This window comes from Enterobacter sp., from assembly GCF_977039595.1.
In genome coordinates this window covers 1-13,802 of the sequence record NZ_CDRQYH010000046.1, presented here as the reverse complement: position 1 = coordinate 13,802, position 13,802 = coordinate 1, and the positions used below count along the sequence as shown (strand labels likewise).

Genomic DNA, 13,802 nt, shown 5'->3' with positions numbered 1-13,802 from the left:
GTAAATCTTATACCTAAAAGATGACCAAAAGAAAAACCCCCGAGCATTTCTGCCCGGGGGTTTTTCACATTCTACGACGTAGAGCGCACGATTACATCATGCCGCCCATACCGCCCATACCGCCCATACCAGCAGCACCTAAGTCAGGCGCATCGCCTTTAGGCAGGTCGGTCACCATGCATTCGGTGGTGATCATCAGACCAGCAACAGAGGCCGCATACTGCAGAGCAGAACGGGTCACTTTAGTTGGATCCAGGATACCGAAGTCGATCATGTTGCCGTATTCTTCAGTTGCTGCGTTGTAACCGTAGTTACCTTCGCCCGCTTTCACGTTGTTCGCAACCACAGATGGCTCTTCACCGGCGTTAGAAACGATCTGACGCAGAGGGGCTTCCATTGCGCGCAGCGCAACTTTGATACCTACGTTCTGGTCTTCGTTCTGAGCGGTCAGGCCAGCCAGTTTAGCGGCAACACGCACCAGCGCGACACCACCACCAGCAACCACGCCTTCTTCTACCGCAGCACGGGTCGCGTGCAGAGCATCGTCAACGCGTGCTTTTTTCTCTTTCATTTCAACTTCGGTAGCAGCACCGACTTTGATTACCGCAACGCCGCCTGCCAGTTTCGCTACGCGCTCCTGCAGTTTTTCACGGTCGTAATCAGAAGTCGCTTCTTCGATCTGCTTACGGATCTGACCAACGCGGCCCTGAATAGCGGCTTCTTCACCCACGCCATCGATGATGGTGGTGGTGTCTTTGTTGATCACAACGCGTTTCGCCTGGCCCAGGTCTTCCAGGGTCGCTTTTTCCAGCTCCATACCGATCTCTTCAGAGATCACGGTACCGCCAGTCAGGGTAGCGATATCCTGCAGCATCGCTTTACGGCGATCGCCGAAGCCAGGTGCTTTAACCGCAGCCACTTTCACGATACCGCGCATGGTGTTAACCACCAGGGTCGCCAGCGCTTCGCCTTCAACGTCTTCAGCGATGATAACCAGAGGCTTGCCTGCTTTCGCAACGGCTTCCAGTACTGGCAGCATTTCGCGGATGTTGGAGATTTTCTTATCAGCCAGCAGGATGAACGGGCTTTCCAGCTCAACAGCGCCAGTTTCTGGCTTGTTGATGAAGTATGGGGACAGGTAACCGCGGTCGAACTGCATACCTTCTACCACGTCCAGTTCGTCTTCCAGACCGGTACCGTCTTCAACGGTGATTACGCCTTCTTTACCGACTTTGTCCATCGCTTCAGCGATCAGTTTACCTACGGTTTCGTCGGAGTTAGCGGAGATAGTACCAACCTGAGCAATGGCTTTAGAGTCAGAGCACGGTACGGACAGCGCCTTCAGTTCTTCAACAGCGGAGGCGACAGCTTTGTCGATACCACGTTTCAGATCCATTGGATTCATGCCCGCAGCAACGGCTTTCAGACCTTCGGTGATGATCGCCTGCGCCAGAACGGTCGCGGTGGTGGTACCGTCACCTGCAGCGTCGTTCGCTTTAGAGGCAACTTCTTTCACCATCTGAGCACCCATGTTTTCGAACTTGTCTTCCAGCTCGATTTCACGTGCTACAGAAACACCATCTTTGGTGATGGTTGGCGCGCCGAAGGATTTATCCAGCACTACGTTGCGGCCTTTCGGGCCCAGAGTCACTTTAACTGCATCTGCCAGTACGTTTACGCCGCGGAGCATTTTTACACGAGCGTCGTTACCGAATTTTACGTCTTTAGCTGCCATGTTCTTATTTCCTCAAATTCTCGTGCGTAAATTACGCTTCAACAATTGCCAGAATGTCGCTCTCGGACATGATCAACACTTCTTCATTGTCGATCTTCTCGGATTTCACGCCGTAGCCATCGTTGAAAATTACGATGTCACCAACTTTAACGTCCAGCGGCTGCACAGTTCCGTTTTCCAGGATGCGGCCCTTACCGACAGCGATGATTTCGCCACGCGTTGATTTGGCTGCTGCAGAACCGGTCAGAACGATGCCGCCAGCAGACTTGGTTTCAACTTCTTTACGTTTGACGATCACACGATCATGTAACGGACGAATACTCATTGATAGCTCTCCTTTGAGAAAGTCATTATCAGTTATGGATGACGCCGGCCCGCATGCGGTTTTCCGACTAGTGCCTTGAGAGATGGGGATAGCTTTTTACCCCTTCAAGGGGGAGTTGAAAAAAAAATTTGCGAAAGTGTTACCATCGCCTCTCTTTTGGTACTGGCAGGGCGATGTCAATGAGTGGACTCAAGCAGGAGTTGGGACTGGCGCAGGGCGTCGGACTGCTCTCAACCTCCTTGTTAGGTACGGGCGTGTTTGCCGTACCCGCACTGGCGGCGCTGGTGGCTGGAAATAACAGCCTGTGGGCGTGGCCGGCGCTGATTGTATTGGTTTTCCCGATTGCCATTGTGTTTGCCATCCTGGGGCGGCATTTCCCCAGCGCGGGCGGCGTGGCGCACTTTGTCGGACTGGCCTTTGGCCCGCGGCTGCAGCGTGTAACCGGCTGGCTGTTTCTCTCCGTGATTCCGGTTGGCCTTCCTGCGGCGTTGCATATTGCGACCGGATTTGGTCAGGCGCTGTTTGGCTGGCATAACGAGCAGTTATTGCTGGCCGAGCTGGGTACGCTGGCAATCGTCTGGTGGGTGGGCTCTCGCGGCGCCAGTTCGAGCGCCAACCTGCAGACGCTGGTTGCGGTGCTGATTGTCGCGCTCGTTGTCGCTATCTGGTGGGCGGGCGATATCACCGTAAAGGAGATTCCCTTCCCGGCGGTAACAGACGTCGACCACGCGCAGCTTTTTGCCGCACTCTCCGTCATGTTCTGGTGTTTTGTCGGTCTGGAAGCCTTTGCCCATCTGGCCTCTGAATTTAAGCAGCCTGAACGTGATTTCCCCCGCGCCCTGATGATAGGCCTGCTGCTGGCTGGCACGGTCTATTGGGCGTGTACCGTGCTGGTCTTACACTTCCACGCGTTCGGAGCGGATCTCGCCGCCGCGGCATCGCTACCGGGTATCGTGGTTGATCTGTTTGGTATGAAGGCGCTGTGGATAGCCTGCGTCATCGGCTATCTGGCCTGTTTCGCCAGCCTCAACATTTATATCCAGAGCTTTGCCCGTCTGGTATGGTCGCAGGCGCTCTACAAACCCGAGAATCGTCTCGCGCGCCTGTCTAAACGCCAGCTTCCGCTGAATGCCCTGAATGCCGTACTGGGCTGCTGCGTGGTGAGCACGCTCTGTATTTACGCACTGAAAATCAATCTGGACGCGCTCATCGTCTACGCCAACGGCATTTTCATCATGATCTACCTGCTGTGCATGCTGGCGGGATGCCGTTTGCTAAAAGGTCGCTATAAAGCTCTGGCGGTCGTCGGGGGTGTGCTCTGCCTGCTGCTGCTGGCGATGGTGGGCTGGAAGAGTTTGTACGCAATTGTCATGCTGGCAGGGCTGTGGGTGTTTTTGCCGAGGCGCGGTGCGCTCCCGGAGGCCCGGTAAGCGAAGCGCCACCGGGCAAAAACATTACCGATCGTCTTTATGGTCTAAACGGTCGTGCTGTTCATCCTTACGCTGATACTCCCCTTCGAAGGTATCGCCCGGTCCGGTGCTAAATCCGCCCCCCGGCATTCGGCTAAAGCGCAGATGCGGCAGCAGCTTCATGGTCAGGTGTTTTTGCACCGGCGGCAGAAGCAGCAGAAGGCCGAGGAAGTCGGTAAAGAACCCCGGAAGGATCAGCAGCAGCCCCGCAATAATCAATGACACGCTTTTGATCATCTCTTCCGCGGGGCTTTCCCCTGCGGCCATCTTCTGCTGCATTATCAGGAAATTTTTGAAACCTTGGTTACGCACCAGCGACATGCCGATGACGGAGGTGAAAATCACGAGAATCAGCGTCAGCAGGACGCCCAGCACATGGGCAACCTGGATAAAAATGGAAATCTCAATGTAAACATAGAGGAAGAAAGCAATAAACGGTATCCAGCGCACTGGCATCTCCTGTATGGCAAGGGCCGTCGGCCCCTGTCTGAATGTGTTCGCGACGCGCGTTTGTATGAAATGGTGACGGTTAGCGAAAATTCAATCAGTTTGCACGGATATTTTTTTGGAAATTTTAAAGCGGTGACCCATTTCACAGATTAATAATTATCATGGAATCGGCTCGATAATAAGTGATCCAGCTTACGGCAATTCGCTATCATCAGCATATGATCTCGAGCATCTGGCTGATTGAGGGAATAATCGTCGGCCAGAAAATATTCAAAACCACATAAATACTGTGTGTTTAGTACAATCCATCGGCAGCTTGAAAAGAAGGTTCACATGTTAAACAACATTCGTATCGAAGAAGACTTGTTGGGTACCAGGGAAGTTCCAGCGGATGCCTACTACGGTGTCCACACTCTGAGAGCGATTGAAAACTTCTACATCAGCAACAGTAAAATCAGCGACATCCCTGAGTTTGTCCGTGGCATGGTGATGGTGAAGAAAGCCGCAGCCCTGGCCAACAAAGAGCTGCAAACCATTCCTAAAAGCGCGGCAAATGCGATTATCGCAGCCTGCGATGAAGTGCTGAACAACGGCAAATGCATGGACCAGTTCCCGGTTGACGTCTATCAGGGCGGTGCGGGCACCTCCGTCAACATGAACACCAACGAAGTACTGGCAAACATTGGCCTGGAGCTGATGGGTCACCAGAAAGGTGAATACCAGTACCTGAACCCGAACGACCACGTCAACAAATGCCAGTCTACCAACGACGCCTACCCTACCGGCTTCCGTATCGCGGTGTATGCCTCCGTGGTGAAACTGGTGGATGCAATCAACCAACTGGGTGATGGCTTCCAGCGTAAAGCGGTTGAGTTCCAGGACATTCTGAAAATGGGTCGAACCCAGTTACAGGATGCGGTGCCGATGACCCTCGGCCAGGAATTCCACGCGTTTAACGTACTGCTGAACGAAGAGACCAAAAACCTGCTGCGCACCTCCGAGCTGCTTCTGGAAGTGAACCTGGGCGCCACCGCCATCGGTACGCGTCTGAACACCCCGGATGGCTATCAGCAGCTGGCGGTACAGAAACTGGCTGAAGTGTCTAACCTGCCGGTTGTGCCTGCAGAAGACCTGATTGAAGCCACCTCCGACTGCGGCGCCTACGTCATGGTACACAGCGCGCTGAAACGTCTGGCAGTGAAACTGTCCAAAATCTGTAACGACCTGCGCCTGCTCTCTTCCGGTCCGCGCGCTGGCCTGAATGAAATCAACCTGCCAGAGCTGCAGGCCGGTTCATCCATCATGCCGGCCAAGGTGAACCCGGTGGTGCCAGAAGTGGTGAACCAGGTTTGCTTCAAAGTCATCGGTAACGATACGACCGTGACCATGGCCTCTGAAGCGGGTCAGCTGCAGCTGAACGTGATGGAGCCGGTGATTGGCCAGGCGATGTTTGAATCTATCCACATCCTGACGAACGCCTGCTACAACCTGCTGGAAAAATGCATTAACGGCATCACGGCCAATAAAGAAGTCTGTGAAGGTTATGTCTACAACTCCATCGGGATCGTCACCTACCTCAACCCGTTCATCGGTCACCACAACGGCGACATCGTCGGTAAGATTTGTGCCGAAACCGGTAAGAGTGTACGTGAAGTAGTACTGGAGCGCGGGCTGTTGACCGAAGCCGAGCTGGACGATATCTTCTCGGCCCAAAACCTGATGCACCCGGCATATAAAGCGAAACGATATACCGATGAAAGCGAACAGTAACCGTTCAGGCTAGGCTTCTTAAGGCACGTCACTTGTGACGTGCCTTTTTTCTTTTTAGGCGTTACCAAAATACAACAATTCAATATCAACTTGTTAATAAGCAAGGCAGGTCCTTATGTTTGGAGCAGAACTCGTCATCGTCTTGTTGGCGATTTATTTGGGAGCACGACTCGGGGGTATCGGCATCGGTTTTGCCGGCGGTCTTGGAGTGCTCGTTCTTACCCTTATCTTTCAGATTAAACCCGGCGCTATACCGTTCGACGTTATCGAAATCATCATGGCTGTTATTGCCGCTATTGCCGCCATGCAGGTGGCAGGCGGTATGGACTACCTGGTAAGCCTGGCGGAGCGTATGCTGCGCCGCCATCCAAAATACATTACCTTCCTTGCTCCGCTGGTGACATGGTTTATGACCATTCTCGCCGGTACTGGCCACACCGCTTTCTCTACGTTACCGGTGATTACCGAAGTGGCGAAAGAACAGGGTATCCGTCCGTCGCGTCCGCTCTCCATTGCGGTCGTCGCGTCCCAGATCGCCATTACCGCTTCACCGATTTCCGCGGCGGTGGTCTTCTTCGCCGGTATCCTTGAGCCGATGGGCGTGAGCTACCTGACGCTGCTGGCGATCTGTATCCCGGTGACGCTGATCGCGGTGATGATTACCGCCGTGCTGTGTAACTTCCTCGGCGCTGAACTGAAAGACGATCCGGTTTATCAGGAGCGTCTGGCAAAAGGTGAAGTGAGCCTGCGCGGCAGTCAGGTCTTCGAACTGAAGCCACACGCGAAACGCTCCGTGCTGCTGTTCCTGATTGGTATCGTTGCCGTCATGTTCTACGCGACCGCCATCAGCGATACCGTAGGTCTGATCCAGAACCCGGTTCTGCCGCGTAACGAAGCGATTGTCGTGTTTATGCTGACCATCGCCACGCTGATTAGCATCACCTGTAAAATTGATACCAGCGAAGTGCTGAACGCCAGCACCTTTAAATCCGGTATGAGCGCCTGCGTGTGCGTGCTGGGTGTGGCGTGGCTCGGTGATACTTTCGTGAAAGCGCACATCAGCGACATTCAGACCGTGGCCGGGGACCTGCTGCACAACTATCCATGGCTGCTGGCGGTCGTGCTGTTCTTTGCTGCGACCCTGCTTTACTCTCAGGCCGCGACCACCAAAGCGCTGATGCCTGCGGCACTGATGCTGGGCGTAACGCCGTTGACCGCCATCGCCTCGTTTGCTGCCGTCTCCGCCCTGTTCGTGCTGCCTACCTACCCAACCCTGCTGGCGGCGGTAGAGATGGATGACACCGGCTCAACCCGTATCGGTAAGTATGTGTTTAACCATGCGTTCCTGATCCCGGGCGTGGTCGCCATTTCACTTTGCGTGATCCTCGGCTTTATCATCGGTGGCGTGGTGCTGTAAACCGCTCCCGGTTGTAAAAATAGTTAAAAACGGGCCGCTCTGCGGCCCGTTTCATTAATGACCAACCGCCTTGCGTGATATAGTTAAACCTTTCGTGATGAGGAGGTCGACTTGTGAACACGCCTGATGCTGTTGTCGTACTTTGTACCGCCCCTGATGAAGCCTCTGCCCAGGATCTCGCCGCCAAAGTGCTGGCCGAAAAACTGGCAGCCTGCGTTACGCTCCTCCCCGGTGCCACCTCTCTTTACTATTGGGAAGGTAAGCTGGAGCAAGAGTACGAGGTCCAGATGTTGCTCAAAACCAATCTGGCAAATCAGCAGGCACTCCTGGACTGCCTCAAATCTCATCATCCTTACCAAACCCCGGAGCTGCTGGTTGTGCCAGTGGTTCATGGCGATAACGACTATCTCTCATGGCTCAACGCTTCCTTACGCTGATTCTGCTGCTGTGCAGCACATCAGTATTTGCCGGGCTATTTGACGCGCCCGGCCGTTCGAACTTCATCCCTGTCGACCAGGCGTTTGTTTTCGATTTTCAGCAAAACCAGCATGACCTTACGCTCAACTGGCAGGTGAAAGAGGGCTATTACCTCTATCGCAAGCAGGTGAGCATTACGCCTGCTCAGGCCAGCGTAGGCGCATTACAGATGCCCGCTGGCGAGTGGCATGAAGATGAGTTTTACGGCAAAAGCGAGATCTATCGCCAGCGCCTGAACGTGCCTGTTACGGTGAATCAGGCGGATAAAGGCGCGACGCTGACGGTGACCTATCAGGGGTGCGCGGATGCCGGATTCTGCTATCCGCCGGAAACGAAGGTTGTTCCGCTCAGCGAAGTGAAAGCGGCTGCTGCAGTTTCCCCTCTCCCCTCGGACGAGAAGAGCGAAGACCGCGCAGACCTTCCATTCTCGGCGCTCTGGGCCTTCCTGATTGGGATTGGCATTGCCTTTACACCCTGCGTGCTGCCCATGTATCCGCTCATCTCTGGCATCGTGCTGGGCGGCAAACAGCGCCTTTCCACAGCCCGCGCGCTGCTGCTGGCCTTAATTTACGTGCAGGGTATGGCATTGACCTACACGGCCCTTGGACTTGTGGTTGCCGCTGCCGGGTTACAGTTCCAGGCTGCACTGCAGCATCCTTATGTGCTGATTGGCCTGTCGGCGATATTTATCCTGCTGGCGCTGTCGATGTTTGGCCTGTTCACGCTGCAGTTGCCCTCCTCGCTGCAAACCCGCTTAACGCTGATGAGTAATCGCCAGCAGGGTGGTTCGGCAGGCGGCGTGTTCGCAATGGGTGCCATTGCCGGGCTGATTTGTTCCCCTTGCACCACCGCGCCGCTTAGCGCCATCCTGCTCTATATCGCCCAGAGCGGAAACATGTGGCTCGGCGGCGGAACGTTGTACCTGTATGCCCTGGGCATGGGTCTGCCGCTGATTCTGGTCACGGTTTTCGGCAATCGACTGCTGCCGAAGAGCGGCCCGTGGATGGAAACGGTGAAAACCGCATTTGGCTTTGTCATTCTGGCGCTGCCGGTGTTCCTGATGGAGCGTATCATCGGTGACGTCTGGGGTATGCGCCTGTGGGCAATGCTCGGGGTAGCGTTCTTTACCTGGGCGTTTATCGTCAGCCTGGGGGCGAAAAAAGCGTGGATGCGTCTGGTACAAATCCTGCTGCTGGCTGCCGCGCTGGTAAGCGTGCGTCCTCTTCAGGACTGGGCGTTCGGCTCGCCGGTCGGCCAGACGCAGGCGCATTTGAACTTCATCCAGATTAAGAACGTTGATGAGCTCAACAGCGCGCTCTTACAGGCAAAAGGCAAACCGGTGATGCTCGATCTCTATGCCGACTGGTGCGTCGCCTGCAAAGAGTTTGAAAAATACACCTTTAGCGATCCACAGGTGCAAAATGCCCTGAAAGAGACTGTTCTGCTCCAGGCAAACGTGACAGCCAACAAAGCACAGGATAAGGCTCTGCTGAAGCAGCTTAACGTCCTCGGACTGCCAACCATTCTTTTCTTCAATCAACAGGGCCAGGAGCAGCCAGAAAAGCGTGTAACCGGGTTTATGGATGCAGCGGCATTTAGCGCGCATTTGCGCAATCGCCAACCGTAAACAACACTTTAAACGGGACAAACCGTTGGGAATAGCGGAGGAGATAACCGTGCAACGTGAAGACGTACTGGGACAAGCCCTGCAATTACTTGAGATTCAAGGGATCGCCAGCACCACGCTTGAGATGGTAGCCGACCGTATCGATTACCCCCTGGGTGAGCTTAAGCGCTTCTGGCCGGATAAAGAAGCGCTACTCTATGATGCCCTGCGCTATCTCAGCCAGCAGGTTGATATCTGGCGCAGGCAGCTGATGCTGAATGAAGAACTGACTGCGGAGCAGAAGCTGCTGGCGCGCTATACCGCCCTGACGGAATGTGTCAGCAACAACCGGTACCCGGGTTGTCTGTTTATCGCCGCCTGCACTTATTTTCCCGACCCTGGGCATCCTATCCACCAGTTAGCAGATCAGCAAAAACGGGCGGCTCATGACTTCACCCATGAGCTGTTAACCACCCTGGAAGTCGACGATCCGGCGATGGTGGCGAAGCAGATGGAACTGGTGCTGGAAGGTTGCCTCAGCCGCATGCTGGTAAACCGTAGCCAGGCCGATGTGGATACAGCGCACCGCCTGGCGGAAGATATTCTGCGCTTTGCTCAGTGCCGTATGGGCGGAGCGCTGACCTAAGCCAGCATGCCAGCCCAGGAAGAGACGATAAGACACAGCGCCATCAGGCGTTGAAACCGCACCATCGCTACGGTGGTGCGAAAAATTCGGTTCACCGCTTTACCCAGCCACGCCCAGCACATCAAACAGGCTATTGAGATCAGCAGAAACCATAGCGCCATTAGCGCAATATCTCGCAATGCATGATCGCCAGCAGGCGCAAACAGACTGACGACGGCCAGCGCCATCATCCAGGTTTTAGGGTTCACGATCTGCAGCAGTGCAGCCGCCTGAGCGGTAAATTGGATATGGTTCTCAGCGCAGAGACGAGCGGCCGGGGCGCGAAACAGCTGCCAGCTCATCCAGCTTAGCCACAGCACGCCTGTCCAGCTCATGAGCTGACGTATTAGAGGATACTGACGCAGCACTTCCCCTGCGCCGGCGCCTGATATCAGCACAATCGCACTGGCCGCGATACACCCGCCCAGAATAGCTGGTACGGTATTTTTAACGCCAAAGCGCTGGCTGTTCATCAGCACCAGAATATTGGTTGGCCCCGGCGTAATGGAGGCGACAAAGGCGAACAACAGAAAGGGTATCAAACTCACAGGTGGCTCCTTTTTTATTAGAGCCATGAATGTGCGGCTATTTTTTGGAAACGTCTGGAAGATTTGTGCACAACCGGCGGTAGTGTGCAGGAGAGATACGGTAAGCCCGCTGAAACCAGCGCCCCAGATGGCTTTGATCGGCAAATCCCACTGCCGCAGCCACATCAACAGGCTGGTCGCCACACGCAAGCAGCTGTCGGGCCTTTGCCAGACGCAGTTGAATAAGCCATGCGTGAGGCGCCAGGTTGAACTCGCGCTTAAAACAGCGCGTCAGGGTGAAGCGATCGGTGCCCGTCTCGCGCGCAAGGTCTGATAGCCCTACGTTCTCGCCGATATGAGCATAGAGATAGTCGCGCGCACGGTACGCCACGGCAGCACTTTGTAACTGCGACGGCAGCTTTTTACGCCAGTGGCATTGGGCGGTGATCCGGGAGAGCAGATTATCCATTGCGCTCTGCTGAACGATCTTCAACTCATTATTATGCAGGGTGGAAAATGTCTCGCCGATAGCGCGCACCAGCTGCGGCTCCCGCGTCAGCGTTTGGGCAAAGTGGAGTGAATAACTCCCGGGAGTAGATTCGTAAAGCCCCTGTAGCGCACGGATAAGCCAGCGCTCATCAAGATAGAAGGTCAGATAGGTAAAACCACCCTCTACAGGCGCATCTCCGTCGTGGATTTCACCAGGCTCGAGGAGGAAAGCGTCGCCCGGCTGGCTGCGATGACGCTCACGGCGGCAGTGAAACTGCTGCGTGCCGGAGAGGGTTATCCCTACCAGGTAGCTATCGTGCCAGTGCGGATCAAATGCATGCCCTTCGAAATGCGCTTTAATCGTCTCAATACCCGTATCTGCATGCTGACGCAGTTCAAGCCAGTCATTCACCATTACTGCCCTCCTCTTACTATCAGCATTGCCGTATTACACTGGTTCTGTCTGGAAGATTTGTGCATTTTCGCGGCGAAAGCGGACAGATTGCCGTAAACTTAAGCAGTTGAACAGCTTTTCCCGAAATAATGTTGACGATAGAGCGTGATTGCGGTTTAATGCGCTCCGTTGCCCGGATAGCTCAGTCGGTAGAGCAGGGGATTGAAAATCCCCGTGTCGGTGGTTCGATTCCGCCTCCGGGCACCACTATTCGAAGCACGCTGGTCAGAGGTGAGAAAACTGACGGGCGTTTAACGGGAGTGGTACTTGTTGATGTTGATCCTCACATCAGCATACATCAAGAAGTTACCCTCTCGATTAGGGAGCCTGCTGACACAGGCTCCCTTTTCTCGATCACTGTGAATAATTACAATGACGTGACTGAATGTCAACCATTGTAAAACATCTCTTCAGCCTTATCGGTGTAAAGTGCCATTTCCTTTTCCAGCGCCTGGCTCACAATATCCATACTGATATCAACATATTCCATTGTTGTACTCACGTTGCGGTGCCCCAGCAATCCCTTAATCTGATCTTTCATCACATTTGTTAACAATTGCAACCTGAGAATAGTCCGAGTTTCCTTTTGCAGACGGTTCCTTTTCATTTGCGGGGTCTTCTATCTTTTCAAGGGGTTCTGACGATTGCTGTTCCTCTGCAATCACAACGGACACGCCTGCCTGTACCTCACCTTCATTTTCTGAAGCTTTAGCATCTCCTGACATGTCGAAAAGAGAAAGGAGAGCATCAGCATCATCTTCAGAGGGCAGAGAGTCAGAGCCAGTACTTTTTTCGATTTCGCTTAAAACACTTTCTGCTTCGTTTTCTTCACGGCTTTTAACTGGTGAATCACTAAGCTGAGTGGGGTTATCAATACCTGTGGCAAGTGTAAAGATCTCAGGGGAAGATGGATCAGTTGCCCCGCTCAGAGCTGTTTGTTCAGATAACATATCTGTAGGTAAAACCGTAGCGCCCCCCTCATTTGAAAGGGCTGTATTTACTGGAATTTCACCTGCATAAGAACCTAAAATTTCCGCAGGTTTCCTCTCCATCAGAGGAGACTCTGTTTTCTCAGCTGCTTGTTTCATCAGGCTTCGGATCAACGGCATTGCCGGATGCTGGTTCCATAAGGCCCCGGCAAGATTGCCCAGAGCTTCGGGATTTTCTGCCAGCCAGCCTGTCGCTTCCGCTGGCATAAGTTGTCCGGCTGCCAGCGCTGCAAAAGCTGAGGAGTTGTCAGCTTCCCGGAAGCGAAATCGATAAGGCGAGTCCGGAACGGTTATTCCCGGAAGCCAGCTTTTACCATCAAGCAGCTCCCCCTCCAGAGACGCCAGGAGCGGCAAATGCCAGAACAGTGCAGACCAGAAAATGACCGTATTCCACATCACGTTTTGCTCTGCCTGCTCTTCTGGCGCAGCTCCGGGTGGAAACATGTATCCTTTGGCCAGTCTGACCGCACAGGTTGTGAACTGCAGCGTAAGGTCCCCGAAGCCGTCTGACTGCGACCACCTTCCCTGCTGTGTTGCCGGCACATTCTGTACCCTGGCCAGTAAGCCATGCAGTGGCGTTATATAAAACCGGTGATAAACATCCGCCGGAAGTGAGCTGTTTTCCCATATTTGTTGCAGGCAGGTTTTTCTCAACGGGCTACAGCACAGCGTATCGACCGTACGCGGAGCGTGGTAGCCGGCAGGTGTGAAAGCGGATACATGACGTGCTGGTTCCGGTTCACCTTTTGAAAACAGAAACCTCAGAGTCCTGATTCTGTCGCGCATGATTTTCTCCTGGTATAGGGCTGCCCAGTGTTGTGACACTCCCCGCGCTTCACCATAAAAAACCAGTTACTCATTCTCAGAAGTTTTTCCCGTTTCTTCGTGGCTGTCGGCACTCTCTCCATTTCCGGACGGTACGGTTTCGTACGTCGTCTCGCGGTTTTTCCCGCCTTCATCGCTCAGCCAGCGCATCAACTCGTTAAGCACGAGCGTTCTTCTGGCCCGGGTGACAGCCACGTACAGCAGGTTGGTCTCATCCTGCCGCTCATCCTGCGAAAGAAGCGGGTCGGTAATGTCGGTAAAATCCTCACTCAGCATCACCACCGGCCATTCGAGCCCCTTGCTGCGGTGTGCGGTTGAAACCGTGACCTGAGCCTCTTTTTCATGAGTGACGACCTGACGGCGCATAATGGCCAGCTTTTGAGGGAGCGGGAAAAAGTCATCGAGCAGGCGAATAGCCTGGTTCATCTCCACGTCCTGCGTGGCTTTGGCTATCGAGTGTTACCAACGGTGCAAAACTGATCCACCCCAGCGGTTGAAAATTGATCCAGGGGTTAATCTGCTCCTCTGAATACAGGGGAGCTTATGATCACTTTTGAGATTCGTATGGAAATTAAAGTCCTGCA

At 54.1% G+C, this 13,802-nt stretch carries 13 protein-coding genes, 1 tRNA gene and 1 pseudogene; 7 read left to right on the top strand and 8 right to left on the bottom strand.

Translation table 11 applies throughout. From position 1 onward, the window contains the following. Positions 1-91 precede the first annotated feature (91 nt). The gene (groL, locus tag ACWYRJ_RS14265; protein WP_023310114.1) at positions 92-1,735 is read right to left on the bottom strand and encodes a chaperonin GroEL; all 1,644 of its coding nucleotides are present in this window, start codon (positions 1,733-1,735) and stop codon (positions 92-94) included. Between the two features lie 31 nt (positions 1,736-1,766). Then, a complete protein-coding gene (locus ACWYRJ_RS14260) occupies positions 1,767-2,060 on the bottom strand; it encodes a co-chaperone GroES (protein WP_003855929.1) in 294 nt (97 codons plus the stop codon). Positions 2,061-2,239: 179 nt separating this feature from the next. On the opposite strand from ACWYRJ_RS14260, the gene yjeH reads away from it, so the two are divergent. Beyond that, on the top strand, positions 2,240-3,490 hold the full coding sequence (yjeH, locus tag ACWYRJ_RS14255; RefSeq protein ID WP_455508136.1) for an L-methionine/branched-chain amino acid transporter: 1,251 nt from the start codon (positions 2,240-2,242) through the stop codon (positions 3,488-3,490). A 24-nt stretch (positions 3,491-3,514) separates the two neighbouring features. Here the strand turns inward: yjeH and ACWYRJ_RS14250 are convergent, their stop codons facing one another. After that, the gene (locus tag ACWYRJ_RS14250; RefSeq protein ID WP_023616652.1) at positions 3,515-3,979 is read right to left on the bottom strand and encodes an FxsA family protein; all 465 of its coding nucleotides are present in this window, start codon (positions 3,977-3,979) and stop codon (positions 3,515-3,517) included. A 333-nt stretch (positions 3,980-4,312) separates the two neighbouring features. Here ACWYRJ_RS14250 and aspA point away from each other — a divergent pair, with 333 nt between their 5' ends. The 5 genes from aspA (at position 4,313) to ACWYRJ_RS14225 (ending at position 9,895) form a co-directional block, all read left to right on the top strand. Continuing rightward, positions 4,313-5,749 carry an aspartate ammonia-lyase gene (gene aspA, locus ACWYRJ_RS14245; RefSeq protein WP_003855923.1) on the top strand — a complete coding sequence of 479 codons (1,437 nt, stop codon included), beginning with the start codon at positions 4,313-4,315 and terminating at the stop codon, positions 5,747-5,749. A gap of 115 nt (positions 5,750-5,864) precedes the next feature. Next, positions 5,865-7,166, top strand: a complete 1,302-nt coding sequence (locus ACWYRJ_RS14240; RefSeq protein ID WP_024907357.1) for an anaerobic C4-dicarboxylate transporter — start codon at positions 5,865-5,867, stop codon at positions 7,164-7,166. A gap of 113 nt (positions 7,167-7,279) precedes the next feature. Further along, the gene (gene cutA, locus ACWYRJ_RS14235) at positions 7,280-7,603 is read left to right on the top strand and encodes a divalent cation tolerance protein CutA (protein WP_111965412.1); all 324 of its coding nucleotides are present in this window, start codon (positions 7,280-7,282) and stop codon (positions 7,601-7,603) included. Further along, positions 7,579-9,270 carry a protein-disulfide reductase DsbD gene (locus ACWYRJ_RS14230; RefSeq protein ID WP_455508135.1) on the top strand — a complete coding sequence of 564 codons (1,692 nt, stop codon included), beginning with the start codon at positions 7,579-7,581 and terminating at the stop codon, positions 9,268-9,270. Before cutA ends, ACWYRJ_RS14230 begins: the two co-directional genes overlap by 25 nt. A gap of 49 nt (positions 9,271-9,319) precedes the next feature. Next, entirely contained in the window at positions 9,320-9,895 is a 576-nt protein-coding gene (locus ACWYRJ_RS14225) for a transcriptional regulator (RefSeq protein WP_111965414.1), read from the top strand. Here ACWYRJ_RS14225 and ACWYRJ_RS14220 read toward each other — a convergent pair. Beyond that, a complete protein-coding gene (locus tag ACWYRJ_RS14220) occupies positions 9,892-10,482 on the bottom strand; it encodes a LysE family translocator (RefSeq protein ID WP_455508134.1) in 591 nt (196 codons plus the stop codon). The two genes, ACWYRJ_RS14225 and ACWYRJ_RS14220, sit on opposite strands and share 4 nt — an antisense overlap. 37 nt (positions 10,483-10,519) lie before the next feature. Further along, a complete protein-coding gene (locus ACWYRJ_RS14215; protein ID WP_111965416.1) occupies positions 10,520-11,365 on the bottom strand; it encodes an AraC family transcriptional regulator in 846 nt (281 codons plus the stop codon). A 170-nt stretch (positions 11,366-11,535) separates the two neighbouring features. Between ACWYRJ_RS14215 and ACWYRJ_RS14210 the strand changes: the two genes are divergently transcribed. Further along, positions 11,536-11,611, top strand: a tRNA-Phe gene (locus ACWYRJ_RS14210). Positions 11,612-11,792: 181 nt separating this feature from the next. Here ACWYRJ_RS14210 and ACWYRJ_RS14205 read toward each other — a convergent pair. The 3 genes and pseudogenes from ACWYRJ_RS14205 to ACWYRJ_RS14195 form a co-directional block, all read right to left on the bottom strand. After that, a complete protein-coding gene (locus ACWYRJ_RS14205; protein WP_455508133.1) occupies positions 11,793-11,945 on the bottom strand; it encodes a hypothetical protein in 153 nt (50 codons plus the stop codon). Then, entirely contained in the window at positions 11,929-13,179 is a 1,251-nt protein-coding gene (locus tag ACWYRJ_RS14200) for a TraI domain-containing protein (RefSeq protein WP_455508132.1), read from the bottom strand. Before ACWYRJ_RS14200 ends, ACWYRJ_RS14205 begins: the two co-directional genes overlap by 17 nt. A 66-nt stretch (positions 13,180-13,245) precedes the next feature. Beyond that, positions 13,246-13,674 (bottom strand): annotated as a pseudogene (locus tag ACWYRJ_RS14195) (ATP-binding domain-containing protein); the annotation flags it as partial. Between the last annotated feature and the right edge of the window lie 128 nt (positions 13,675-13,802).